This window comes from Rheinheimera pacifica (assembly GCF_024809855.1).
Lineage (GTDB): Bacteria > Pseudomonadota > Gammaproteobacteria > Enterobacterales > Alteromonadaceae > Alishewanella > Alishewanella pacifica_A.
In genome coordinates, this window is the sequence record NZ_JANUEM010000002.1 from 430,171 (window position 1) to 454,359 (window position 24,189).

The window sequence follows — 24,189 nt, forward strand, 5'->3', positions numbered from 1 at the left end:
TTACAGTACTCCGGCACGCAGCAAATCGTGCATATTCATTGCGCCAATTGGCGCTTGTGCTTCATCTACCACAATCAGGCCGTTAATTTTCTTCTGTTGCATAATTTGCAGCGCTTCTGCCGCCAACATCTGGGCATTGGCAGTAATGCATTTGCGTGTCATAACTTCTGCAATCAAATTGGTGTGAATGTCGTAGCGTTGATCCAAAATGCGGCGCAGATCGCCGTCAGTAAAAATACCAGCCATCCGGCCCTGTTCATCCACCACTGCTGTCATGCCCAGGCCTTTCTTGGATATTTCCAGTAAGGCATCTTTAATTGATGCTGTTTGTGGTACTACCGGCACCTGTTCGGAGCGGTGCATAATATCGTCAAGTCGTAGCAGCAATTTACGACCCAGGCTGCCGCCCGGGTGTGATAAGGCAAAATCATCAGCCGAAAAACCTCTGGCATCAAGCAGAGCCACAGCCAGCGCGTCACCCATAGCAAGGGTGGCAGTGGTGCTTGCTGTAGGGGCCAGACCCAGCGGACAAGCTTCTTGTTCAACTTTAACACATAAGTGAGCATCAGCCAGTTTAGCCAGTGTTGATACGGGGTTGCCGGTCATGGCAATCAGTTTTATGCCCAGGCGTTTTATCACCGGAATAATGGTCAGTATTTCTGCTGTTTCACCGGAATTAGAAATGGCTATGACGACATCATCGACTGACAGCATCCCCAGATCGCCATGGCTGGCCTCTCCCGGATGAACAAAAAACGCCGGCGTGCCGGTAGACGCCAGTGTTGCGGCAATTTTGCTGCCAATATGGCCTGATTTGCCCATACCAGACACGATAGTTTTGCCTTTACTGTTAAAAATAAGCTGACATGCCAGGTTAAAATCGGCATTCAGATACTGTTGTAGTTGCTCAACTGCGGCAGCTTCAATTCTGAGAACTTCAGCAGCCCTGATACGAAAGTCGGTAGTCATATTACTTCCATCAAGCCCGTATACTGCTAAACAGCAGATACTGATAACCAACAAAACTCGCCAGCAGCAGCAAACCTTCAATGCGGTTTATCCGCCGGATATGGCCAAAACGAAATGACATCACCAGCATCAGTAAAGTTGCACCTATCATCACATAACTGTCGCGGCTACCGGCCATTGGATCCAAGGCTGACGGATGTATCACTGCGCCAATCCCCATAACGGCCAGAATATTAAAAATATTTGAGCCGATAATATTACCAAGTGCCAGATCATCTTCGCCTTTAAGAATACCAATAATGCTGGCGGCTAATTCAGGCAAGCTGGTGCCTATAGCAATAATGGTCAGGCCTATTACCAAATCGCTCATACCGGCGTAACGGGCTATTGTCACCGCACCATGCACCAGCAACTGTGAACTGGCCAGTAACACTAACAGCCCGATAAACACCCATAGCAACGCTTTAGGCAGTGGTGCGTAGTCAGGTATTTCGTTGTTTATTTCGCTGATCAACGGGTCATCACTGCTGGCATTTTTGCCCCAGTACACCATTAAACATAAAAAGCCGGCAAAAGCTGCCAGCAACATAATACCTTCGATACGGGTTAAGTTGTTGTCAGAGATAAAGAAATAACCCAGCAAGGTACACAGTAACATCAGCGGATATTCGCGTTTTAACGTAAGTGAAGATACAGCAATAGGTTTTAACAGCGCAGCGGCACCGATAACCAGCAAAATATTGGTGATATTAGAACCAAGCGCATTGCCGACAGACGTATCTAAGCGGCCGTGCCAGGCGGCATTAGCAGAAACCAGCATCTCAGGTGCTGAAGAGCCCATAGCCACTATAGTCAGGCCAATGATCATTGGAGATATGCCGGCAGAGCGGGCTACAGAAGAGGCACCAAAAACAAAACGGTCTGCACTCCAGAGTAGCAGGACCAGGCCAACAATGACGAAAATAATAGCGAGTAGCAAAGGTGACAATATGCAGTTCCCTGTTCTGTGTAAGTTTTGCGTAAGATATCGCGTGGTATTTTCCTGCTTATCGGCGCGAATTGCAAAAAAAGCTGCCATACGGCGCGAATATCGATTTTTCGCATACTTTGTTACGATTTTATGTAACGACTTTAAGCCGGAACACGTTTACAATAATACAACTTTAGCAGCAGTCTGATTGAAAACATACACTAATGTATGTATATTATTTGCCATTATCAGGTTGTGGAAGCGCAGCAAACAGTATAGCTGCGATAAGCGGGGAGAAGAGTTTGGCTGATACGCTGATTGATATCCAGCACCTGACTTTTAGCAGAGGTGAGCGGATAATTTACCGTGATTTGAATATGCAGTTCGCCCGTGGCAAGGTTACTGCCATTATGGGCCCCAGCGGCATAGGCAAAACGACCTTGTTGCGTTTAATTGGCGGCCAGTTAAAACCGGACAGTGGCTCAATTTTGTTTGAAGGACAAGACATACCGTCGTTGTCGCGGCGTGAGTTGTATCAGGCTCGCAAGAAAATGAGCATGCTGTTTCAAAGCGGCGCTCTGTTTACTGAAATGTCTGTGTTTGACAATGTGGCGTTTCCTATCCGTGAACATACACGTTTGCCTGAAGCATTAATCCGCTTGATTGTACTGATGAAGCTTGAAGCCGTTGGTCTGCGGGGGGCCCGCGACTTAATGCCTGCCGAGTTGTCCGGAGGTATGGCCAGGCGCGCTGCACTGGCCAGAGCAATAGCACTGGACCCTGAGCTGATTATGTATGATGAACCTTTTGCCGGCCAGGACCCTATTTCGATGGGGGTGATTGTGCGGTTGATCCGTTCGTTGAACAATGCGCTGGGGCTGACGTCTGTTGTGGTATCGCACGACGTAACTGAAGTAATGAGTATTGCTGATTATGTGTATGTTGTTGCAGAGCAAACCGTGATTGGGCAAGGAACACCGGAGCAATTGCGCAATGATCCATCTGCATTAGTGCAGCAGTTCCTCAAAGGCGAAGCCGATGGCGCTGTGCCATTCCATTTCAAAGCCGCACCGTACGAGCAGGAATTAATGGAGTTAGCCAGGTGATTGCAGATAAGTTACAGCAACTGGGCGCGGCAACGATTAACAGCATTACCGGTTTTGGCCGTGCTGGCATTATGTTGTTCGGCTCTATTATTGGTATTCCGAATGTTCGTAAAGGCTTACCGTTACTGATAAAACAGCTGTACGTTATTGGTGTGCTGTCTTTATTAATTATTCTGGTATCCGGTTTGTTTATTGGTATGGTGCTGGCGTTACAGGGCTATACCGTGCTGGTGAAATTTGGTGCCGAGCAAATGCTTGGGCCTTTGGTAGCTCTAAGTTTGTTACGTGAGCTGGGCCCCGTGGTTGCCGCTTTACTGTTTGCCGGGCGGGCGGGTAGTGCGTTAACAGCCGAAATTGGCCTGATGAAAGCCACAGAACAGCTATCCAGCATGGAAATGATGGCAGTAGACCCGCTACGGCGCATCATAGCGCCGCGCTTCTGGGCTGGCATAATTAGTTTACCATTATTAGCGATAATTTTTACCGCTGTGGGTATTCTGGGTGGGCATTTGGTTGGTGTTGACTGGCTTGGCGTTGACGGCGGTGGTTATTGGTCTGCTATGCAGGCAAACGTCGATTTTTATGACGATGTTGTCAACGGTATTATAAAAAGTATCGTATTCGCTCTTATCGTTATCTGGATTGCTCTGCACAAAGGCTATGACGCTGTGCCCACCTCTGAGGGTATCAGCCGGGCAACAACACAAACTGTTGTTACTGCATCGCTGGCAGTGTTGGGTTTTGACTTTATTTTAACTGCATTAATGTTTGGTGGATAACATGACCACACGGAAAATTGAAATTTTAGTAGGTTGCTTCATCGTATTAGCAATAGCAGCATTTCTGATGTTGTCGTTGCAAGTTGCCAGCACCGGCATGGGAGCGAGTAGTCAAAATTACCGCTTATATGCGAAATTTGAGAATATCGGTGGTCTGAAAGTACGTTCACCGGTAAAAGTGGGTGGGGTAGTAGTAGGCCGCGTGGCGGCAATACAACTGGATACCACCTTTTACACGCCGGTAGTAACACTGGAAATTAACAGCAATTACAGTAATTTCCCGGAAACCAGCTCACTGGCTATTCTGACATCCGGTTTGCTGGGTGAACAATACTTAGGGTTACAGCCGGGTTTTCTGGATGAAACCGTTGAAATTCTGGTTGATGGTGACTACATCGAAGACACCAAGTCAGCGCTGGTACTTGAAGAGCTGATTGGACAATTCTTATTTAACCGCGGGAACTGATGATGAAACTTTATGCATTCTTAATAGCTTTTCTGGTCGCAGTAAGCGGCTACACTTCTTTTGCGAACGCATCGACAGATACCTACACCGATCCCTATAAGATGATGGAAGTGCTGGCAGACAAAACGTTTAGCCGCATTGCTCAGGATCAAAGTAAAATTCAGGCCGATCCTGAAACACTACGGCTGATTGTTAATGAAGAACTGGTGCCTTACATCGACAGCCGCTACGCTGCGCTGCGCGTTATTGGTAACAGCGCTGATCTGCGTAACACACCAAGAGAAGATTTACTGGCGTTTGTTGATGCGTTTCAAAACTACATGGTTGCTACTTACGCGGGTGTGTTTACTCAGTACCGCGATCAAAAAGTGATGATTGAGCCGGGCCGTATTGCTGAAAATCAGAAAATTATTTCTATCCGCACCCGGGTTATCGACCCTGGTAAGCCTGATATTAACATTGAGTTTAAGCTGCGCCGTGGTAAAGATACTGATAACTGGCTGGTATTTGATATGGTAGCGGAAGGTATATCTTTACTTGATAGCAAAAGAGCTGAGCTGGGCAACCTGATCCGCCAACAAGGCCTTAACAGTGTTACCGCTATGCTGATTGAGAAGGCCAAAGCGCCTATTGCTAAGGTAGAAGAAAAGTGACGCTGAACATCGTGCAGGACGGCGACAGTTTGCGTTTTACCGGTGCGTTAAATCGTGATACGTTAATGCTATATTCACCCTTTACCCTGTTAAATAGCCTGCAAAATTCAGTACGGTTTGATTTTACTGCACTGAATAGCGTTGATACGGCGGGCTTAGCCTGGTTACTGCAACAACTAGCAGTAGCCAAGAGCCAAGGGGTTTCTGTAGCATTATGTAATGTGCCGCAACAGCTGTTATCATTAGCAGATGTCAGTGCGGTCAGGGCTTTGTTGCCTGTTATAGATTAAGGTTTAACTTTGGAAATAAAACAGATTGAGCAGCTGTTAACTGAGCAATTGCAGTTAGCTGAGGTAAGAGTGACTGCAGAAGGTTCTCATTATGCCGTTATTGCAGTGGGCGATTGTTTTACTGATGTCAGCCGTGTTAAACAACAACAAATGATTTATGCACCTTTGATGGCTGCGATAGCTGATGGCTCTATTCATGCTGTCAGTATTAAGACCTTTACGCCGCAGCAGTGGCGTAGAGAAAAACTTCTTAACCCTCCGATGTAGTAATATATGCAGCAATTTTTTGTAACAGGTGGCAAGGCTTTAACAGGGGATGTCACCATATCCGGCGCGAAGAACGCCGCTTTACCAATTCTTTTTGCCAGTTTACTGTCTGAAAAACCTACAACCATCACTAATGTTCCCAAACTGAAAGATATTGAAACCACTGTTAAGCTATTACAGCTGTTCGGTGCAGAGGTCAGTTTTGCGGATAATGTAGTGCAGGTTGATGCCGGTAAAGTACATAACCAGTTTGCCCCCTATGAGCTGGTAAAAACTATGCGGGCCTCTATTTTAGCACTTGGCCCTTTGTTAAGCAGGTTTGGCCAGGCTGAAGTATCGCTGCCCGGTGGTTGCGCTATTGGTGCCCGGCCGGTTAATTTGCACATTGATGGCCTGCGTAAAATGGGGGCCGATATCACAGTTGAAAATGGTTATATCAAAGCGACTGCCAGCCGCCTTAAAGGCGCTCATATTATTATGGATATGGTCAGTGTAACCGGTACAGAAAATCTGCTGATGGCGGCGGTGCTGGCAGACGGTATTACCACTATTGATAATGCGGCGCGTGAGCCTGAGGTAGTAGATTTAGCAATATATCTTAATACCATGGGCGCTAAAATCAGTGGCGCAGGCACTGACAGTATTGTTATTGAAGGTGTTACAGCATTGCGCGGCGGTGAGCATAAGGTACTGCCGGATCGTATCGAGACAGGGACATTCCTGGTTGCAGCAGTGGTCAGCGGTGGTGATGTTACCTGCCGTAGCACTGATCCGGCTGAGCTGGAGGTTGTACTGGAGAAGTTGCGTGAAGCCGGTGCCGATATCACGACGGGAGCCGATTGGATCCGTGCTGATATGACCGGGCGCACATTAAAAGCAGTCAACGTAAAAACAGTACCGCATCCAGGCTTTCCGACGGATATGCAGGCGCAGTTCACTGTGCTTAATGTTGTTGCTCAGGGCGTGGGTATGGTTACTGAAACGATTTTCGAAAACCGTTTTATGCACGTACCTGAATTACAACGTATGGGGGCGCGTATCAGCCTGGAAGGTAACACGGCGGTTTGTCAGCATACAGACAAGCTGATGGCGGCGCAGGTCATGGCAACTGATTTACGTGCTTCTGCCAGCCTGGTAATCGCTGGCTTGGTAGCTGAAGGTACTACGGTAGTAGATCGTATTTATCATATTGACCGTGGCTATGAGCAAATTGAGCACAAGCTCAAGCGGCTCGGCGCTAATATTGAACGGGTAAACGCGGCTTAGGCCGCGTTTTTTAACGGCGTAACTCGCGGGTAACGGCTTTAATATCCAACTGCTGATTATTGCGATCAATAGTTAGTGTTAGTTCGCTGTTTGGTGCAGTCTCGGCAATCATATTCAATGCCTGCTGTACGCTACTAAAGCGGTTGCCGGCAATTTCCAATATAATATCACCAGTTTGTAAACCCGCTTCTGCCGCCGGGCCGTTAGCATTGACCGCAGTAATACTCAGGCCGTATAACGTCTGGCCTGATGATAACAAACGGTCGCCGGCGGCATTGACGACGGCATCACCAGACACGCCAAGGTGGCTGCGGGTAACTTTGCCATGCTTAATCAGCTTTTGCATAACGTTAAGCGCCAGTTTATAGGGTATAGCAAAGAAAATACCCTGAATGTCCTGATTTTCCAGCTGAAAAGCGGCAGCATTAATGCCTACCAGAGTGCCGTTACTGTTTACCAGAGCCCCGCCGGAGTTGCCACGGTTTATGGCTGCATCCATCCGCATAAAATCGATATAACCGCGTGAACTTAAACCAGTATTGCCATTAGCACTAATAATACCCTGAGTAATCGTTTGTCCGAGATTAAGTGGATTGCCTATTGCCAGCACTACGTCACCTACTTGCGGCTCCAACTCGGTGTCTTGCGGAATTACCGGCAAATTCTCCGCCTGCACATACAATACGGCCAGATCGGTGAGTTCATCCTGGCCAATCAGCACTGCTTCCAGCCAGCGGCCATCCTGCAACGCAATTTCAATATGATCAGCGCCGTAAACCACATGGTAGTTTGTCAGAATATAGCCTTGTGAGCTCATTACTACGCCGGAACCAAGCTCTTGCCGTTCGATAGTGCGTGGGCGTAAAGAGCGGGGATCAACCAGGGTGCTGCGGGTGTATACATTAACCACAGCAGGCGCTGCACGCCGTACAGCCTGAGCATAACTGACAGGGGTGTTGTCTTCGCTGGCTTCCGTAGCTTTAAATAGCGGCATTGACAGATGATTAAAAGAGGGAAATACCAGCATTAGCAAAAATGCTAATGCGAGCCCGTAGGCGATGCTTTTAAGCAAAAAAAACAAAAATTTGGCCACGGGATCCGAATTATCTGCAAAGTTTAAGTTAGGCTAGCATAGCATTAATATTGTTTAAGCAGTAGCCATTGGCTACTGCTTAAACCTTTGCTATCAGCGGATTAACACATAAAGATTAGTATTACCGCGCTGAATATTCAGTGCAGCTACACCACTGCGGTTCTCCAGCGCTTTGCGCAGTTCTGCCAGATTGGCAATACGCTGGCGGTTAACACCCACAATTACATCATCCGCCAGTAAACCTATCTGAGCGGCGGCTGAGTTATTGGTTACGGCATCAATTTTTACACCGCCGTTAGTGTTAGACAACTCGGCACCGTCCAGCATCGGGTGCATCTGGTTTGCCGCTACCTGGCCACTGGCTAATTCCTGCAACTTCACTGTTACAGTGCGCTCTTTGCCATCACGTAATATACCCAGCTTGGCTTCGCGGCCAGCTCCCAGCGTACCTACTTTGGCGCGCAGTTCCAAAAACGAGCTGATCCTGTTGCCATTCATGCTGACAATAACGTCGCCGGATTTTAACCCTGCTTTTTCTGCTGCGCTGTCAGGCAGAACTTCATTAACAAAGGCTCCCCGGCTAACACTTAAGTTCATTGCTTCAGTTAAGTCTGCAGTGACATCTTGTCCTCTGATGCCTAAGCTACCGCGCCGAATTTCGCCATGCTCAATAATCTGGTCAACCAGGTTTTTCATCATATTAGACGGAATGGCAAAACCAATACCGATATTGCCACCGTTTGGCCCCAGGATTGCGGTATTAATGCCAATAAGCTCGCCACGCAGGTTAACCAAAGCGCCGCCGGAGTTGCCGCTGTTAATAGCAGCATCGGTTTGGATAAAATCTTCCAGGCCTTCAATACCCAGACCGCCGCGACCCAGGGCACTTATAATACCAGAGGTAACCGTTTGCTCCAGGCCAAAAGGGTTACCAATGGCTACGGCAAAATCGCCAACCCGGGTTTTGTCTGAGTCAGCCAGCGGAATTTGCACCAGCTTTTTCGCTTCAATCTGCAGCAAGGCGATATCGCTTTCCGGATCAGCGCCAAGTTTTTTCGCTTTAAAAGTACGGCCATCTTTTAACCGTACTTCAATGTCGTTAGCATCCTGAATAACGTGGTTATTGGTAACGATATAACCTTTATCGGCATCAATCACCACACCAGAACCCAGGCCTTTAAATGGCCGTTCTTCGCGGTACTCACCCTGGCCACGCTGGCCAAAGAAATAACGGAACGCTTCAGGTAAACGCTGACGTACCTCGCGGCTGCCTTCAACCGAAATATGCACCACTGCCGGTGTTGCCTGTTCCAGCATCGGCGCCAGAGTGGGCATTTCCTGCTCTGATGAGAACAGCGGTATTCTGGCATCTGCTGGTTGTGGCGTTGTCAACAACAGACTGGCAGCAACAGCTGCGCCAAGCAATGACAATTTCTTATTCATAGCGTAATAGTCTCCTTTAACATTGTGCGACTAAGAACGTGTCTTAATAAAAAAAGTTCAGCTGACGGTTTTGCTTTATGTAACAAATTATTCTGTGGCTTTACGTTCCTTAATAATGCCACTGGCTTCGCCGGAATAATCGCGTGGTTGTTGCTCTGCGGTAGAATAAACCCGGCGCTTTTCGTCAATTTGATTTAGTGATTGGCGAATATAAGCCGCGGTATCACCGGAGAGGTAATTAATATCCTGACGTACCGATTCTGTCGGGCGCTCTACCAACTGCATTTTTGAGTCAGCAATATGGCGGGCGATGCGGGCGTAATTGTCCTGCAGTTGGGTCATAAGCTGGTTAGTGGTTTCCAGATGCTCTGAAACATCGTGCCGGTATTGCGTTAACTGCGCCTGGCTTTCCTCCAGCTCCAACTGCAACTTATGCCTGTTAAACTGTTTCAGCGTTAACCAGCGTGCAATGCCAGCACCTATTACTAAACCTGCAAGCAGCCAGGCTGCAGCGTACATATATTCCATAACAACTCCTGCGGGGGTAAATTCAGTAATAAGTGTAACCTAACTTCTTATACAGAGTGGTAAGGCATGTTACTATTAATCCTCTTATTTAAGGCTTGGCATACTAGCTTTCAAGTAGTACTCAGATGACACCACTAGAAAAATACCAGCAAGATTTAACGCGGGATGACTTTCAGCATGATGCAGCGCAGGCTTTTGCTGTTGCTCAGTTGCAACGACTTTACGATGACATAGTCAGTCATCAGCCTATAACGCCATCGCTGTGGCAGCGGTTAACCGGCAAGGCTGTAGTGCAGCAACCGTTGAAAGGTTTGTATTTCTGGGGCGGAGTTGGCCGGGGTAAAACCTATCTGGTAGATACCTTTTACGAATGTCTGCCGACAACGCGTAAGCTACGGATACATTTTCACCGCTTTATGCACCGGGTGCATGAAGAGCTGAAACTGCAAAAAGGTGTCAGTGATCCGTTGGAAAAAGTGGCTGATAAGTTTAAGCAGGAAACTGATATTTTGTGCTTTGACGAGTTTTTTGTCTCAGATATCACAGATGCGATGATCCTCGGCACTTTAATGCAAGCCTTGTTTGCGCGGGGTATTACGCTGGTGGCAACGTCAAATATTGAGCCGGATGGCCTGTATCGTAATGGCTTGCAACGCGCACGGTTTTTGCCGGCAATAGCCTTAATTAAACAGCATACGCAAACGGTTAATGTAGACAGTGGTATTGACTACCGTTTGCGTACACTGGAAAAAGCAGAAATTTATCACTTCCCGCTTGATACACCGGCAGAGACAAACCTGTTGCAGTACTTTAATGCACTGTCTACAGAGCCGCGACAGCAAGATGCGCAAATAGAAGTGGCCAACCGTAAGCTGAGCGCACGGCATGAAGCCGATGGAATTGTCTGGTTTGCGTTTAATGAGTTATGTGAAACTGCGCGTAGTCAGTATGACTATATGGAGCTTAGCCGCTGCTACCATACGGTGTTGCTGTCTGGTGTAAAAGCCATGGGGCGGCACAATGATGATGTAGCCCGGCGCTTTATTGCGCTGGTAGATGAGTTTTATGAGCGGCATGTAAAATTGATTATTTCAGCCGAAGTTGCGTTGGAACAGCTATACAGCGACGGTATTTTAAGTTTTGAGTTTAAACGCTGTATTAGCCGGTTGCAGGAAATGCAATCCCGCGATTATCTGGCTAAAGCGCATCTGCCATAACTTTTTTGCTATTTAAGTGGAAATTTCTGTTTGCAGTGCTGATTTTTGTAATTGGTTAATATATAATCCGCGCCCGGCCTACGTTACAGCCTAATACTGCCGTTAGCCCGGTAGTTTTTGTACTCGAAGGGGTACGCTAACGACACACGCTGCATCAGCCCTGCACGGTGTCAGGTGTAACTAAGTTATTTTTGGATAGATAAATGAAAACTTTTACTGCTAAGCCAGAAAGCGTAACCCGCGACTGGTACGTTGTTGATGCGTCAGGCAAAACACTGGGCCGTATCGCAACAGAAATCGCTGCCCGTTTACGTGGCAAGCACAAGCCAGAGTACACTCCACACGTGGATACCGGTGATTACATCATCGTGGTAAACGCTGAGAAAGTGGCTGTTACCGGTGCTAAGGCTCAGAACAAAATGTATTATTCTCACACTGGCTTCCCAGGCGGTATCAAGGAAATCAGTTTCGAGAAATTGATCGCGAAAAAGCCAGAAATGGTACTGGAACTTGCCATCAAAGGCATGTTGCCAAAAGGCCCGCTGGGCCGCGCTATGTTCCGTAAGTTGAAAGTTTACGCCGGCGCAGAGCATCAGCATGCTGCTCAGCAACCGCAAGTATTAGATATTTAATCGGAGCATAATATGGCACAGAATCAATATTACGGAACTGGTCGTCGTAAAAGCTCAACGGCCCGCGTATTCATCAAAGCCGGTTCAGGTAACATCGTTGTTAATCAGCGTGCGTTAACTGAATACTTCGGCCGCGAAACCGCTTGTATGATTGTTAAGCAACCATTAGAGCTGGTTGGTATGGTTGAGAAGTTCGACCTGTACATCACTGTTAAAGGTGGTGGTATCAGCGGTCAGGCTGGCGCTATCCGTCACGGTATTACCCGTGCACTGATGGAATTTGACGAGTCACTGCGTCCTGCACTGCGTAAAGCAGGCTTCGTTACCCGTGACGCCCGTCAGGTTGAACGTAAGAAAGTGGGTCTGCGTAAAGCACGTAAACGTCCACAGTACTCAAAACGTTAATCGTTTTATCAAGTACCAGAACCCGGCCCTGTTGCCGGGTTTTTTTCGCCTATAATTTGCGTTGTTATATTGCTGCAAACTGGCGGCTAAAGCTTGCCGTATAACGCAAAGCATTAAGATAATACTGATTCAGCCCGCCTTAATCCTTGTGTAAAGCAGGGCTTTTCATTATGATCGGCGATATTTTTTCGATTTATAATAATTGCTGAAATTCAGCCGCTTAAATTCTGTTTAAGCGTTAACGTGGAGATGAGTGGATGAGCAATGCGCCTGTAGATCATGGTCGCCGCCGCTTCCTTACCATTGCAACCTCAGTTGTAGGGGGCGTGGGAGCTATCGGAGCTGCTGTGCCTTTTGTCGCGTCCTGGATGCCAAGTGAAAAGGCAAAACAGGCTGGGGCAGCGGTCAGTGCGGACATCAGTAAGCTTGAGCCGGGCCAGTTAATTCGGGTTGAATGGCGTGGTAAGCCGGTGTGGATTGTAAAGCGGCCTCAAGCAATGCTGGATGAGCTGGCTACGCACGAAAATAAACTGCGTGACCCTGAGTCTGAAGTTGAGCAACAACCTGCTTATGCACAAAATCGTTATCGTTCAAAAAAACCGGAAATCTTTGTTGCGGTTGGTATCTGTACTCACCTGGGGTGCTCACCAACTTATATCATTAACGATTTCGCCGCTCAGGTTGAAGGCGTTAAATCAGGCTTTTTCTGCCCTTGCCATGGTTCTAAGTTTGATATGGCCGGCCGTGTATTTCAAAGCGTACCCGCACCGAAAAACCTGCAGATCCCTCCGTATATGTTTACCGACGACAATACCATCCTGATTGGTGAAGATGAGGGGACTGTCTGATGTTTAAAAATCTGATGAGCTGGATTGAATACCGCTTACCCTTTATGGATAAGATGAATCTGCATGTTATGCAGTACCCGGCGCCAAAAAACTTTAACTTCTGGTACTTCTTTGGCTCGCTGGCCATGTTGGTGCTGGTTAATCAGATCCTGACCGGTATCTGGCTGACGATGAACTATGTACCTTCTGCAGAAGGCGCTTTTGCTTCTGTTGAATACATCATGCGCGATGTTGATTACGGCTGGTTGTTGCGTTATATGCACTCTACCGGCGCGTCGGCATTTTTTGTTGTCGTTTATCTGCATATGCTACGCGGCATGATGTACGGCTCTTACCAGAAACCACGCGAACTGCTGTGGATTTTTGGTATGCTGATTTTCCTGGTGTTAATGGCTGAAGCTTTCATGGGTTACTTGTTACCCTGGGGCCAGATGTCATTCTGGGGAGCACAGGTTATCATTGGTATTTTCGGTACTATTCCGTTTGTTGGTGAAGATTTAACCCTGTGGATCCGCGGCGATTACGTTATTTCCGGCGCTACATTAAACCGTTTCTTTGCATTGCATGTTATTGCGCTGCCACTGGTTCTGGTTGTTCTGGTGTTCCTGCATATTATGGCGCTGCACGAAGTAGGTTCAAATAACCCCGACGGTATCGACATTAAGAAAGATAACGACGGTACGGTTGAACAGACTGAAGCGGATAAGAAATTCACTTTCCATCAATATTTTACCCGGGGTGGTAAGAAAGTTATTGTAGATGCGATACCTTTCCATCCGTACTACACCGTTAAAGACTTATTAGGCGTAGCCGGTTTCCTGCTGATTTTTGCCTGGGTTATTTTCTTCTTCCCTGAAGGTGGTGGTTACTTCCTTGAACCACCTAACTTTGAACCGGCAAATGCTCTGAAAACACCTGCGCACATTGCCCCTGTTTGGTATTTCACGCCGTTCTATGCCATTTTACGTGCTATTCCGCATCCATTTATGGGCGCAGTAGCTATGTTCGCCGCTATTGTGGCGTTAGCGTTGTTGCCTTGGCTGGATAGAGGCAAGGTGCGTTCTCTGCGTTACCGTAGTGGCCTGCACACTGCTAACCTGATCAACTTCTGTATCAGCTTTGTAGCGCTGGGTGTATTAGGTGTGTTGCCAGCTGAAGGTGTCTATACCTTATTGGCGCAGATATTCTCATTTACGTACTTTGGCTTCTTTATTTTGTTGTGGTTCTACAGCAAAAATGAAAAAACCAAGCCATTACCAGTAAGGTTAACCTGATGATGAAGAACTTATTTTCAGTAATTGCATTGGTAGCATCGTCATGGGCGATGGCTGCCGGCCCGGCCGTGCATCTGGACAAAGCACCTATTGATCTGACAGATAAAGCATCACTGCAAAATGGTGCCAGGCTGTTTCAGAATTACTGTCTGGGTTGTCACCAGATGCAGTATCAGCGCTACTCACGTACCTTTAGCGATTTAGGTATTCCGGAAGAAGTAGGTATGGAAAACCTGATGTTTACCGGTGAGAAAGTAGGTGATCATATTACCAACAATATGTCAGCAAAAGACGGTGAAAAGTGGTTTGGTGCTACGCCGCCGGATTTAACTAACGTGGCCCGTGTACGTGGCCCCAATTGGTTATATACCTATCTGCGTAGTTTTTATGCTGATCCGTCACGCCCATTTGGCGTAAACAACGATGTGTTTCCATTGGTGGGTATGCCGCATGTATTGCAGGAGTTGCAGGGTGTACCCTATAAAGCCTATGAAACCAGGTTGGTAGATGGTGCGTCAAAAGAAGTTTATGTTGGTATTAAAACCGACGGCAGTGGTGAGCTTAATGCAGAAGAATATGATCGTGCTGTAGCAGATCTGGTAAACTATCTGGAATATGTTGGTGAACCAACCAAGCTGGAAGCCCGTGCATTGGGTATTAAGGTTATGGTGTTCCTGCTGATTTTCTTTGTACTGGCTTATTTGCTGAAGAAAGAATATTGGAAAGATGTACATTAACTAGTTATATCAACTAGATATGTTTACAGGGGCCTTCGCGCCCCTTTGCCGTTTTTTATTTTACCGGAGGAAGACATGGCGATCACTGCCAATAAACGCCCTGTGATGACGTTGTTCTCAGCAGCTGATGATATGTTCAGTCATCAGGTACGCATAGTACTGGCAGAAAAAGGCGTAACTGTCGATATTCTTCAGGTCGCACAAGATAACTTGCCGGAGGACCTGTACGAAGTAAATCCGTATGGTAGCCTGCCAACTTTGCTTGATCGTGAGCTGGCGTTGTATCAAGCTAATATTATTATGGAATATCTGGATGAGCGTTTTCCGCATCCGCCACTGATGCCGGTATATCCTGTAGCACGTGGTCAGGCCCGGTTGATGATGTACCGAATTGAAAAAGACTGGTATCGCCAGGCTGCGGCCATACTGAATAACGATGACAACGCCGCTACTGCACGCCAGGAGCTGAAAGAAGGTTTGTTATCTATCGCACCGCTGTTTAATGAAGCGCCATTTTTTATGAGCGAAGAGTTTGGTTTGGTTGATTGCTATATGGCCGCCTTATTATGGCGTTTGCCTTTGCTGGGTATTGAGCTGAGCGGCCCGGGCAGTAAAGAGCTGAAAAACTACATGACACGTATTTTTGAACGGGACGCATTCCAGGCATCTTTAACGGATATTGAACGTGAGATCCGCAGAGGAATGAAGTTCTGATGAAGATGACGGCAAACCGTCCTTATTTATTACGGGCGTTTTACGAGTGGATTGTAGATAATAACTGTACTCCTTATCTGGTTGTGGATGCCACTTTTGAGCGTGTAAAAGTACCCACTCAGTTTATTCAAAATGGCCAGATTGTACTAAATGTTACGCCCTCAGCTGTAGGCAACCTGCAGCTGGGCAATGATGCGGTAACTTTTAATGCCCGCTTCGGCGGCCAGCCATTTGCACTTTATATTCCGGTGAATGCCGTATTAGCAATATATGCCCGCGAAAATGGTGCCGGTACAGTATTTACTCTGGAGGAGGAAGAAGAGGAAGCTGATATTTTTAGCGAAAACTTCGATCATGACGATACTCATCCCGAGCCACCCAAGCCAAAGAAAGGCTCGCACCTGAAAGTCATAAAATAAAGAAGCTGCTGTTGCAGCTTCTAGTTTTTTGCTACAGCGACTTGCCAAAATGCCTGGATCAGCGGTTCGTTCAAACGTTTGCTCAGCATGCACACGCCTAAATCAAAGGCTTCAAACTGATACCCCAATTCCAGGCTACGCACCCGGTCACGTACCGGGCTGTGTAACACTACGGCATCAGCTGCCAGTGCAATGCCGGTGCCCAGCGCTACCATAGACACCATAGCTTCATGCCCGTCTACTTTAGCCACTACCGGCGGATTAATGCCGGTATCATGCAGCCAGCGGTCGAAACGGCTGCGTGCCGGGCCGTGTTCAGGCAGGATCACCGGTATATCCTGCCAGGGGATAGGTTGTTTCTGCAGCAAATCATTTACTTTACATGGAATAACCGGTGCAATCATCTGTACCGGAAGCTTGGCGATACTGCGAAAAGCCATGTTTGCCGGTAACATTGTAGGGTGAGCCGCGAGCGCAATATCGGCTTCGTCCAGCCGCACTTTTTCGATAGCGGCTGATGCATCACCTGTAGTCAGTTTTATTTCTGCTTTAGGGCACATCAGGCGAAAGCGGTCCAGAATGGCGGGTAAATGGCTATAACTGGCTGTGACAGTACAAAATAATCTGATCTCCCCGCTGAGTCCGGCACTGGCTAGCTGCAAATCAATTTGCAGCTGATGCCATTCATCCAGCCATACCCGGACAAACTGCTGAAAGCGATGGCCGGCGGGCGTTAGTTTTACTGAGCGCTTGTCACGGTAAAATAACTCAGTGTTTAATTCTTGCTCCAAACGTTGGATCACTCTGGTTAGCGTGGGGGGGCTAACATAAAGTTGTTCGCTGGTTTTGCTGAAATTCAGGCTGCTGGCCAGATGCTGAAACTGCTGCGCGCTGCGGATATCCATCAATTTATATTCCATAAAGTGAAATACAGAGTTGTAAATATATCACTTCACGCAATTATATCCAGCGACTATGATGAGCTCATTAAAGTAAAGCCATTGCTTTGCTTATGCTCGCCAAACCGGTTGGAGCAAACCTTAATAAATTCTGAGATGCAGTATGACAAATTATTTTAATACGCTGAATTTACGTCAGCAGTTAGGTCAGTTGGGCCAATGCCGTTTTATGGATAAATCTGAGTTTGCCAATGGCTGTACACTGCTACAAGGCTGGAACATTGTTATTGTAGGTTGTGGTGCTCAGGGGTTAAATCAGGGCCTGAATATGCGTGATTCAGGATTAAATATCAGTTATGCCCTGCGTGCTGAAGCCATTGCAGAAAAGCGTGCATCATTTCAAAAAGCCAGCAGCAACGGTTTTGTTATTGGTACATACGAAGAGTTAATTCCGACAGCAGATTTAGTATTAAACCTGACGCCGGACAAGCAGCATAGCAGTGTAGTAGACGCCATTATGCCACTGATGAAGCAAGGTGCAACCTTAGCATATTCACATGGTTTTAATATAGTAGAAGAAGGTAAGCAAATTCGTCCTGATATCACGGTAGTGATGGTGGCCCCTAAGTGCCCTGGTACGGAAGTGCGGGAAGAATATAAAAGAGGATTTGGGGTACCAACATTAATTGCGGTACACCCGGAAAATGATCCCAAAGGACAAGGTTTGGAAATTGCCAAAGCATACGCATCGGCAACGGGGGGAGATCGGGCTGGTGTGCTGCAGTCGTCTTTCGTGGCGGAAGTTAAATCCGACCTGATGGGCGAGCAAACCATTCTGTGCGGCATGTTACAAACTGGCGCTATTTTAGCCTTTGATAAAATGGTTGCCGATGGTGTGGAGGCAGGTTATGCCGCCAAGTTAATCCAGTACGGCTGGGAAACCGTTACCGAAGCGTTAAAACATGGTGGCATCACCAACATGATGGACCGCTTAAGTAACCCGGCAAAAATCAAAACCTTCGATTTAGCCGAACAACTGAAACAAAGATTACGGCCATTATTTGAAAAACACATGGACGATATTATCAGCGGTGAGTTTTCGCGCACCATGATGGCTGATTGGGCCAATGATGATAAGAATTTGCTGACCTGGCGTGAGCAAACCCGCTGCAGCGGTTTTGAAAAAGCACCCGTATCGGATGAGAAGATTGCCGAGCAGGATTACTTTGACCGTGGTTTATTGTTAGTGGCGATGGTTAAAGCGGGTGTCGAACTGGCATTTGAAACCATGGTAGACGCCGGCATAGTAGCAGAATCGGCCTACTATGAGTCGTTACATGAAACACCGTTAATTGCCAATACCATAGCGCGTAAGCGTTTGTATGAAATGAATGTAGTGATTTCAGATACAGCAGAATATGGTAACTATCTGTTTGCGCATGCGGCAGTGCCATTATTGAAAGATATGGTAAATGGTTTAAGCAGTGAATATATCGGTAAAGGTATTAACAGCAGTAATGGTGTGGACAACCTGAAGCTGATAGCGGTAAACGATGCTATCCGTCAGCACCCGGTAGAGACAGTAGGTAAAAAGTTACGTGGTTATATGACAGCGATGAAGCGCATAGTGGAATCCAGTCAGTAACCGGACGAATGATGTGGTTAAAGGTGCATAGCAGGCCAGAAGCCGTTGTGTAACCTGACCAATAACGATGTTATACGTGGACCTTGGTTGTTTTGCCCTGCTATGCAGGGCTTTTTTTTATCTGGTATATTAACAACACTTACGCTCTGAGCGGTGTAATGCAGATTAAGGAGCACAGCAGATATGAAAACTATAGCTTTGGTTGCCCATGACGGTAAAAAGCAGGCGTTGCTGCACTGGGTAACTACACACAAAGATTTTTTTGCTGATAAACAACTGGTTGCCACTGGTACCACCGGTAAGCTAGTGGCTGAAGCTTTGCAGCAACCGGTGCAGTGTTTAGCCAGTGGACCGTTGGGGGGCGATCAACAAATTGGTGCTATGATTGCGGAGCAGAAAATTGACTGGCTGGTATTTTTCTGGGATCCGCTGTCATCGCAACCTCATGATCCTGATGTAAAAGCTTTAATACGCTTGGCTGTTGTATGGAACATACCAGTAGCCTGTAATCAGGCTACTGCAGATTTTATTGTTCACTCTTCGCTGTATCAACAGGACTACCAGCGCGAAGTGCCGGATTTTTCGGTATATCAGCAACGGCTGGATAAGGTATCAGGCTGAATTTGCGCTAACAAGTTGCTGCAACAGCTGTATCGCCTGTTGTTTTTCTGCAAAATCCTGCTCATTTGCCAACAGTTGCCGTAGTAATTCAACCGCCTCGGCCTGACGCTGCAGTTTTACCAGCGTGTAAGCGATATGAAAACGGATAGCCGGATCAGTGGCATTCAGTGCATTTGCCTGACGTAATATCGCTACGGCTTGCTGATACTGACCTGATTGCGCCAGTACCCAGCCGTAGGTATCTAAAGAAAATGCCTGTTTAGGTGCCAGTGCCAGCGCTTTTTCAGCATGTTGTAAGGCTTTTTCGGTATCAGAGGTCAGATAGAGGTTAGCCAGGTTATTGTGCAATAACGCATCTTCAGTAAAATCGCCGTTGGCCAGTAATGTTTCATACATAGCAATAGCTTCAGCTGTCTGTTGCTGATTGACATAATGTTCTGCCAGTAATCTTCTAAGCCAGCTTACATCACTGCTAGTATTCAGTGCCTGCTGCGCAGCATCGGTAAAAGCGCGGGTGCCATAGCCTGATTTCGCCAACTGGTACAACTTAACCCAGGCCAGTCTGAACTGAGGATCCTGTGCTATCGCCTTTAAATATACTGTTCTGGCCGCTTCATACTGCTGCTGTGCCGCAGCTATGTCAGCTTGCAACATCAGTATGTTCGGGTCTGATGGGAACTTAGCTGTCAGCTGTTTCAGTTGTTGCTCTGCTTTGCTATATTGCTCAGTGATAAGGTAGTGATTGACCAGTTCCAGTTGTAGCAGCTTATGCTGTGGCGCCAATAACAGCGCATTCTGTAGTGACAGGCCTGACGCTGTAAGATCGGCGCTTTCACGTTGTAGCAGAGCCAGACGCAGCATTTTGTCGGCATCTGCTGTGATCAGGCCAACAAGCAAATTCTGTACTTTTATGCTTTCATCCGGTTGTTTTAATAGCAACAGTAATTGCGCTTTCTTCCATAGCAGGGTTTCATCCATAAAAGCGCGCTTAAGCCCCTGCTCTGTTATGGCTAAGGCTTGCTGGTAACGGCCTTGCTGGAAGTACAAGTCAAATAACAGCTCATCTGCCGGTGGATAGGGTTTACTGGCAACAGTCTTCAGCAGGATCGCTTCTGCTTTTTCAAATTGCCCGGCCCGGAAATATGCAACCCCAAGCAAAGTAGCGGCTGGCTTATGCTGCGGGTAAAGCTTTACCATAGGCTCCAGCAATGTGATTGCCTGTTGATAGCGCTGCTGCTGAATAGCCAGTGTTGCCAGATTAAACTGCGCTGCCGTATGCGCTGGTTGTAACTTTAATATGTGCTCCAGCAAAGAAATAGCATCTTGTGCCTGGCTGCTTTTTATTAATACTGCTGCTTTAAAATTCAGATAATGCACATTATCGGCGTCTTCTGACAGCAATTTATCCGCCAGCATCAGTGCCTGGGCATAATCTTTATTGTCCAAAGCCAGCAAAGCATGGTTTATACGCAGCAGCAAATTATCGCTATGCAGTGCCGATTGCCCGGCAATTAAATCGCGAGCTTGTTGATCCTTAGCTATTTGCTTTAATACCGCAGCATGAAGCAGCGTGAAGTCGATATTATCCGGAAACTGTAAGCGTAAATCCGCAATCAGTTGTTCCGCTTTATATGCCCGGTTTGTTCTTATATAAAGTGTGATTAAGCGCTGTGCCAGTTCCGGCATATTATTAAGCTGGCTTAAATGACGCTCCAGTAGTTGTATTGCCAGGCCATTATCGCCCTGGCGAATATAAACGTCTGTCAAAATAGCCACAGCATTAAGATCTGCCGGCACGGCCTGATTATAAGACACCAGATCACTGCGGGCTTTTTCATAATTGCCATCGACATAAGACAGCAAGGCGCGGGAAAACAGCAGCGACGGCTGATTAACGATCTGTTCTTTTGTCAGTTGCCATAATTTCTCACTTAACTGCGCGCTGACAGCCACGGTATCAGCCTGATTTTGTTTTAATGACGACAACCAGGCTGACAGTAACAAGGCATAAGGATCTGTCGGGGTTTGCTGTAAAATGATTTGCAGCGTTTCTTCTGCCTGGTCAGTTTTATACTGGCTTACGTAATTGCGCAGTAAGGCACGTCTAAGCAAAGGATCCTGTGGGCTTAGCATAACGGCTTGTTCATAGTACTGCTGCGCTTTGGGCAACTGCCCCTGTAATTGCAATAACTCAGCTTTCAGCTGCAATGCCTGAGGGTTAGTGCTATTTTGCTGCAGCGCTTGCCCGATCAGTAATTCGGCTTCTTTTAAGCGCTTTTCTTTTAACAGTAATGCGGCCTGACTGTTTAATAACCGCACAGAGTTTGGTTTAAGTTTACCAGCTAACAGAAAATGCCGGCGGGCGTTGTCAGTGTCATTCAGGTTAAGATAGGCTGCAGCAGCAAATAAGTGCCAGTCAAACTGACTGTCGGCAGAAAGTTTGTAATTCTGGCCTAATGCTATAACCTGTTGATGTTTACCGGTAAATAAATAGCTATTTGCCAGTTCAGCTAACATAAGCTCTATATCGGCACCTTCATGCAGGGCTTCTTCAAACTCGGTAATAGCCTCGTTGAAATAGCCTTTTTGTAGCAAAATTTTTCCCATTAATACTTTGGCAGGGATATGGTCTGGCGTTTGTTGCAGTACATTTTTCAGATGAATATAAGCAGCCTGAGGCTCATTTTGCTGAAAAGCCTGTAAAGCTTTCTCATAATTGCTATCTGCTGAGGCATACAATGCCGTAGGTATGATTAATAAACACCACAAAAATATAATGCAGATTTTATGTCCGTTTAGTGGCATAGCGGGTTCAGGTCCTTTGACAGATTACAGCAAGGCCAAGTGTAGCCTGAGTGAGGTAATATTACATTGGGTTTTGCACTGAATATTGTATAAATGGGTGTGGAGTAAGCAGATATAAGTGCGGCAGTAATAAAGAAGGTAGGCCGCAAACTACGCGGCCACCTAAGGTCCTTTTTCATCATCCATGTTGATACTATCCGTAGTATTTCATCCCTGGCTCCATCCCGGAGTGTCCAAAAGGCATCTTGCCTGGTCCTGCTATCCATAAACATTATCATCCTGATAATGTACTCTCATCCTGAGAGGTCCTGCTTGCTTCCATTGTATTTTCAGCGCCGGTGAAGAATCTGAAAATTCTGGGCCCGTCCTGGGCATGTCCTGTCTGCTACCGCTGTGCTATCCTAGCAAGGTATTGCTTCGTGCATTCATGCTGATGTCCTGTCAGCCTGCTTATCCGTTGACGAGGTAAGTATGCGCTTTGTTGTGAGAGTCTGGCATGGCTTTTTTATAATTTTCACCATGTAATATTATTGTAAAAGTGTGATTTTTTGTAATTTTACTTTATTTTTCATGATGATATTGTTCTTTTGTCTTTCTTCATTTTGTATGAAATAGCGTTTAAACTTACTCTTTTGTGAGATATATCTCACAAAAATGCCGGCCTGAAAGCGGTTAGTGTGGCATGTAGTAAAAAAAGGATAGTTATGGCCAGAGAGCAATTGGGAATTTGTACTGAAGCAAACCTGCATGGTAGTTATTTATTCTTTAATGCCCAAGAAGGGCATGAGCGGGTACTACGGCATAAGCTTGCCCGTTTACCACAGCTATTTGACCGCCTGGCCACGCATTTTTCTGAAGCATTACTTACCAGCGTAGTGGCTATTGGCAGCAATTACTGGGATACGCTTTACCCGGATGCCAGGCCAGCTGGCCTGGGACCTTTTCCTGAATTACCCACTGAGGATATCGACCTTGCACCTGTGCCACTGGATTTACTGATCCAAATTCGTTCTGACCGTCTGGATGTGAATTTTATTGCTTCACAGCAGGTGCTGCAATTGCTACAGGGCCATGCTGAGTTGCAGGAGCATATTCAGGGTTTTCGTTATCTTGATGGCCGCAGCCTTACCGGGTTTATAGATGCACCAGGCAATCCGAAAGGCAAAGCAAAGCGCATTGCAGCCTTGGTTGATCATATCCAGCAGCCGGTTTTCGCCGGTGGCAGTTACTTGTATTTACATTGCTTTAATTTTGATTTCAGTAGCTGGCAGCAACTGAATACTCAGCAGCAGGAAGAAATAATGGGCATGGATAAAGTATCGGGCAAACCTCTGCTGCCGGCACTACAGGCCGCCGATAGCCATTATGTTGTCATGCAGCCAGATACCGCGCAGGGCCTTTTTTTACAGCAGAACATGCCATTTTCACAACCTAAGGTGCAAGGTATGTTGCAGCTAAGCTATTGTGCAGATGCTGATGTGTTGTTGCAGCAACTTAAACGCAGAGTAGGGCTGGCAGAACAAAACCAGGGTTATGATCAGCTGTTAAATTACAACCGTATTGATTTTAGTGCAGCGTTTTTTGTCCCTTCTATAAGTTTTCTTGAGCTGGCAGCTAAACTGTAATCAGGCTAGCTTTCCCTCAAATAGCTTAGTCACCGTTTGTAAAATCTCATTAATATTTTGCACTTTATTAGGGGCAATAAAAATGGTGTCGTCTCCGGCAATAGTGCCAAGCACACCTTCGGCCTTGCCAATAGAGTCAAGCATACGTGCGATAAGCTGTGCTGCACCGGGGCTGGTGCGAATAATGATCATCACATCATTATGTTCGATGTCCAGAACCAGTTGACGCAACGGGCTTTTGGTTGTCGGCATCCCTAATTCAGGAGGAAGGGTATAAACCATTTCCTGTTTGGCATTGCGGGTACGTACTGCACCATATTTGCTGAGCATGCGTGATACTTTTGACTGACTGATATTATCAAAACCGTCATTTTTCAGGGCGTCGACAATTTCACTTTGAGAACCAAATTTTTCCATTTTTAACAGTGCTTTAAAAGCCTGAGTTAACTCTTCCTGTTTGGCTTGCCTGGTCATATAACACTCTTACCTCTTGTTTCGTGTCGTTATCTTAGCAAAGT

26 protein-coding genes are annotated in these 24,189 nt (G+C 46.7%); 18 read left to right on the forward strand and 8 right to left on the reverse strand.

Annotation, left to right across the window (positions count from 1 at the left end):
- The gene (locus M2404_RS04810; RefSeq protein ID WP_259238590.1) at positions 1-969 is read right to left on the reverse strand and encodes a KpsF/GutQ family sugar-phosphate isomerase; all 969 of its coding nucleotides are present in this window, start codon (positions 967-969) and stop codon (positions 1-3) included.
- A gap of 10 nt (positions 970-979) precedes the next feature.
- Positions 980-1,957, reverse strand: coding sequence for a calcium/sodium antiporter (locus M2404_RS04815; protein WP_259238591.1), 978 nt, complete (start codon positions 1,955-1,957; stop codon positions 980-982).
- A gap of 284 nt (positions 1,958-2,241) precedes the next feature.
- Here M2404_RS04815 and mlaF point away from each other — a divergent pair, with 284 nt between their 5' ends.
- Genes mlaF through murA form a run of 7 tightly spaced genes read left to right on the forward strand, consistent with a single transcriptional unit; the run spans position 2,242 to position 6,766 of the window.
- The gene (gene mlaF, locus M2404_RS04820; RefSeq protein ID WP_259238592.1) at positions 2,242-3,045 is read left to right on the forward strand and encodes a phospholipid ABC transporter ATP-binding protein MlaF; all 804 of its coding nucleotides are present in this window, start codon (positions 2,242-2,244) and stop codon (positions 3,043-3,045) included.
- Entirely contained in the window at positions 3,042-3,824 is a 783-nt protein-coding gene (mlaE, locus tag M2404_RS04825) for a lipid asymmetry maintenance ABC transporter permease subunit MlaE (RefSeq protein ID WP_259238593.1), read from the forward strand. Before mlaF ends, mlaE begins: the two co-directional genes overlap by 4 nt.
- Position 3,825: 1 nt before the next feature.
- On the forward strand, positions 3,826-4,290 hold the full coding sequence (gene mlaD, locus M2404_RS04830) for an outer membrane lipid asymmetry maintenance protein MlaD (protein ID WP_259238594.1): 465 nt from the start codon (positions 3,826-3,828) through the stop codon (positions 4,288-4,290).
- Positions 4,290-4,943, forward strand: a complete 654-nt coding sequence (locus tag M2404_RS04835) for an MlaC/ttg2D family ABC transporter substrate-binding protein (RefSeq protein WP_259238595.1) — start codon at positions 4,290-4,292, stop codon at positions 4,941-4,943. Before mlaD ends, M2404_RS04835 begins: the two co-directional genes overlap by 1 nt.
- Positions 4,940-5,233: an STAS domain-containing protein gene (locus M2404_RS04840; protein WP_259238596.1), complete on the forward strand. Its 294-nt coding sequence runs from the start codon at positions 4,940-4,942 to the stop codon at positions 5,231-5,233. The genes M2404_RS04835 and M2404_RS04840 overlap by 4 nt, the downstream gene beginning before the upstream one ends.
- Before the next feature lie 9 nt (positions 5,234-5,242).
- Entirely contained in the window at positions 5,243-5,500 is a 258-nt protein-coding gene (locus tag M2404_RS04845; protein WP_259238597.1) for a BolA family protein, read from the forward strand.
- Between the two features lie 6 nt (positions 5,501-5,506).
- Positions 5,507-6,766 carry a UDP-N-acetylglucosamine 1-carboxyvinyltransferase gene (murA, locus tag M2404_RS04850; protein WP_259238598.1) on the forward strand — a complete coding sequence of 420 codons (1,260 nt, stop codon included), beginning with the start codon at positions 5,507-5,509 and terminating at the stop codon, positions 6,764-6,766.
- 10 nt (positions 6,767-6,776) lie between these two features.
- Here murA and M2404_RS04855 read toward each other — a convergent pair whose 3' ends face one another.
- The 3 genes from M2404_RS04855 to M2404_RS04865 form a co-directional block, all read right to left on the reverse strand.
- Positions 6,777-7,793, reverse strand: a complete 1,017-nt coding sequence (locus M2404_RS04855; RefSeq protein ID WP_259238599.1) for a trypsin-like peptidase domain-containing protein — start codon at positions 7,791-7,793, stop codon at positions 6,777-6,779.
- Between the two features lie 159 nt (positions 7,794-7,952).
- On the reverse strand, positions 7,953-9,302 hold the full coding sequence (locus M2404_RS04860; protein ID WP_259238600.1) for a Do family serine endopeptidase: 1,350 nt from the start codon (positions 9,300-9,302) through the stop codon (positions 7,953-7,955).
- 87 nt (positions 9,303-9,389) lie between these two features.
- On the reverse strand, positions 9,390-9,830 hold the full coding sequence (locus M2404_RS04865; protein WP_259238601.1) for a Z-ring associated ZapG family protein: 441 nt from the start codon (positions 9,828-9,830) through the stop codon (positions 9,390-9,392).
- A gap of 125 nt (positions 9,831-9,955) precedes the next feature.
- Here M2404_RS04865 and zapE point away from each other — a divergent pair, with 125 nt between their 5' ends.
- The 8 genes from zapE to M2404_RS04905 all read left to right on the forward strand — a co-directional run bounded on the left by zapE (position 9,956) and on the right by M2404_RS04905 (position 16,076).
- Positions 9,956-11,047 (forward strand): cell division protein ZapE, encoded by a 1,092-nt coding sequence (gene zapE / locus M2404_RS04870; protein ID WP_259238602.1) that lies wholly within the window; start codon positions 9,956-9,958, stop codon positions 11,045-11,047.
- Positions 11,048-11,250: 203 nt separating this feature from the next.
- Complete coding sequence (gene rplM, locus M2404_RS04875) at positions 11,251-11,679, forward strand: 50S ribosomal protein L13 (protein WP_134052690.1); 429 nt, start codon at positions 11,251-11,253, stop codon at positions 11,677-11,679.
- Between the two features lie 12 nt (positions 11,680-11,691).
- Positions 11,692-12,084 carry a 30S ribosomal protein S9 gene (rpsI, locus tag M2404_RS04880; RefSeq protein ID WP_068233894.1) on the forward strand — a complete coding sequence of 131 codons (393 nt, stop codon included), beginning with the start codon at positions 11,692-11,694 and terminating at the stop codon, positions 12,082-12,084.
- A gap of 257 nt (positions 12,085-12,341) precedes the next feature.
- Positions 12,342-12,932, forward strand: coding sequence for a ubiquinol-cytochrome c reductase iron-sulfur subunit (petA, locus tag M2404_RS04885; protein ID WP_259238603.1), 591 nt, complete (start codon positions 12,342-12,344; stop codon positions 12,930-12,932).
- Positions 12,932-14,206: a cytochrome b gene (locus tag M2404_RS04890; RefSeq protein WP_259238604.1), complete on the forward strand. Its 1,275-nt coding sequence runs from the start codon at positions 12,932-12,934 to the stop codon at positions 14,204-14,206. The genes petA and M2404_RS04890 overlap by 1 nt, the downstream gene beginning before the upstream one ends.
- A complete protein-coding gene (locus M2404_RS04895) occupies positions 14,206-14,943 on the forward strand; it encodes a cytochrome c1 (RefSeq protein ID WP_259238605.1) in 738 nt (245 codons plus the stop codon). The genes M2404_RS04890 and M2404_RS04895 overlap by 1 nt, the downstream gene beginning before the upstream one ends.
- A gap of 75 nt (positions 14,944-15,018) precedes the next feature.
- Positions 15,019-15,657, forward strand: a complete 639-nt coding sequence (gene sspA / locus M2404_RS04900) for a stringent starvation protein SspA (protein WP_092796102.1) — start codon at positions 15,019-15,021, stop codon at positions 15,655-15,657.
- Between the two features lie 5 nt (positions 15,658-15,662).
- The gene (locus M2404_RS04905; protein WP_259238684.1) at positions 15,663-16,076 is read left to right on the forward strand and encodes a ClpXP protease specificity-enhancing factor; all 414 of its coding nucleotides are present in this window, start codon (positions 15,663-15,665) and stop codon (positions 16,074-16,076) included.
- Between the two features lie 20 nt (positions 16,077-16,096).
- Here M2404_RS04905 and ilvY read toward each other — a convergent pair whose 3' ends face one another.
- Positions 16,097-16,996: an HTH-type transcriptional activator IlvY gene (ilvY, locus tag M2404_RS04910; protein WP_259238606.1), complete on the reverse strand. Its 900-nt coding sequence runs from the start codon at positions 16,994-16,996 to the stop codon at positions 16,097-16,099.
- A gap of 142 nt (positions 16,997-17,138) precedes the next feature.
- Here ilvY and ilvC point away from each other — a divergent pair, with 142 nt between their 5' ends.
- Positions 17,139-18,620: a ketol-acid reductoisomerase gene (gene ilvC, locus M2404_RS04915; protein ID WP_259238607.1), complete on the forward strand. Its 1,482-nt coding sequence runs from the start codon at positions 17,139-17,141 to the stop codon at positions 18,618-18,620.
- Between the two features lie 183 nt (positions 18,621-18,803).
- Positions 18,804-19,241: a methylglyoxal synthase gene (locus M2404_RS04920; RefSeq protein ID WP_259238608.1), complete on the forward strand. Its 438-nt coding sequence runs from the start codon at positions 18,804-18,806 to the stop codon at positions 19,239-19,241.
- On the opposite strand, the gene prsT is transcribed toward M2404_RS04920, so the two are convergent.
- On the reverse strand, positions 19,233-22,010 hold the full coding sequence (prsT, locus tag M2404_RS04925; RefSeq protein WP_259238609.1) for an XrtA/PEP-CTERM system TPR-repeat protein PrsT: 2,778 nt from the start codon (positions 22,008-22,010) through the stop codon (positions 19,233-19,235). The genes M2404_RS04920 and prsT overlap by 9 nt on opposite strands.
- Before the next feature lie 740 nt (positions 22,011-22,750).
- On the opposite strand from prsT, the gene M2404_RS04930 reads away from it, so the two are divergent.
- Positions 22,751-23,671, forward strand: coding sequence for a Dyp-type peroxidase (locus M2404_RS04930; protein WP_259238610.1), 921 nt, complete (start codon positions 22,751-22,753; stop codon positions 23,669-23,671).
- On the opposite strand, the gene argR is transcribed toward M2404_RS04930, so the two are convergent.
- Positions 23,672-24,145, reverse strand: a complete 474-nt coding sequence (gene argR / locus M2404_RS04935; RefSeq protein ID WP_215398205.1) for a transcriptional regulator ArgR — start codon at positions 24,143-24,145, stop codon at positions 23,672-23,674.
- Positions 24,146-24,189 lie beyond the last annotated feature (44 nt).

What these genes read in the sequence shown, in the direction of transcription:
- M2404_RS04810 (WP_259238590.1), bottom strand. Translation starts at nt 969, where the DNA reads ATGACTACCGACTTTCGTATCAGGGCTGCTGAAGTTCTCAGAATTGAA.
- mlaD (WP_259238594.1), top strand. Translation starts at nt 3,826, where the DNA reads ATGACCACACGGAAAATTGAAATTTTAGTAGGTTGCTTCATCGTATTA.
- M2404_RS04835 (WP_259238595.1), top strand. Translation starts at nt 4,290, where the DNA reads ATGATGAAACTTTATGCATTCTTAATAGCTTTTCTGGTCGCAGTAAGC.
- murA (WP_259238598.1), top strand. Translation starts at nt 5,507, where the DNA reads ATGCAGCAATTTTTTGTAACAGGTGGCAAGGCTTTAACAGGGGATGTC.
- M2404_RS04855 (WP_259238599.1), bottom strand. Translation starts at nt 7,793, where the DNA reads ATGCTGGTATTTCCCTCTTTTAATCATCTGTCAATGCCGCTATTTAAA.
- M2404_RS04860 (WP_259238600.1), bottom strand. Translation starts at nt 9,302, where the DNA reads ATGAATAAGAAATTGTCATTGCTTGGCGCAGCTGTTGCTGCCAGTCTG.
- M2404_RS04865 (WP_259238601.1), bottom strand. Translation starts at nt 9,830, where the DNA reads ATGGAATATATGTACGCTGCAGCCTGGCTGCTTGCAGGTTTAGTAATA.
- zapE (WP_259238602.1), top strand. Translation starts at nt 9,956, where the DNA reads ATGACACCACTAGAAAAATACCAGCAAGATTTAACGCGGGATGACTTT.
- rplM (WP_134052690.1), top strand. Translation starts at nt 11,251, where the DNA reads ATGAAAACTTTTACTGCTAAGCCAGAAAGCGTAACCCGCGACTGGTAC.
- rpsI (WP_068233894.1), top strand. Translation starts at nt 11,692, where the DNA reads ATGGCACAGAATCAATATTACGGAACTGGTCGTCGTAAAAGCTCAACG.
- petA (WP_259238603.1), top strand. Translation starts at nt 12,342, where the DNA reads ATGAGCAATGCGCCTGTAGATCATGGTCGCCGCCGCTTCCTTACCATT.
- M2404_RS04890 (WP_259238604.1), top strand. Translation starts at nt 12,932, where the DNA reads ATGTTTAAAAATCTGATGAGCTGGATTGAATACCGCTTACCCTTTATG.
- M2404_RS04895 (WP_259238605.1), top strand. Translation starts at nt 14,206, where the DNA reads ATGATGAAGAACTTATTTTCAGTAATTGCATTGGTAGCATCGTCATGG.
- sspA (WP_092796102.1), top strand. Translation starts at nt 15,019, where the DNA reads ATGGCGATCACTGCCAATAAACGCCCTGTGATGACGTTGTTCTCAGCA.
- M2404_RS04905 (WP_259238684.1), top strand. Translation starts at nt 15,663, where the DNA reads ATGACGGCAAACCGTCCTTATTTATTACGGGCGTTTTACGAGTGGATT.
- ilvY (WP_259238606.1), bottom strand. Translation starts at nt 16,996, where the DNA reads ATGGAATATAAATTGATGGATATCCGCAGCGCGCAGCAGTTTCAGCAT.
- ilvC (WP_259238607.1), top strand. Translation starts at nt 17,139, where the DNA reads ATGACAAATTATTTTAATACGCTGAATTTACGTCAGCAGTTAGGTCAG.
- M2404_RS04920 (WP_259238608.1), top strand. Translation starts at nt 18,804, where the DNA reads ATGAAAACTATAGCTTTGGTTGCCCATGACGGTAAAAAGCAGGCGTTG.
- M2404_RS04930 (WP_259238610.1), top strand. Translation starts at nt 22,751, where the DNA reads ATGGCCAGAGAGCAATTGGGAATTTGTACTGAAGCAAACCTGCATGGT.
- argR (WP_215398205.1), bottom strand. Translation starts at nt 24,145, where the DNA reads ATGACCAGGCAAGCCAAACAGGAAGAGTTAACTCAGGCTTTTAAAGCA.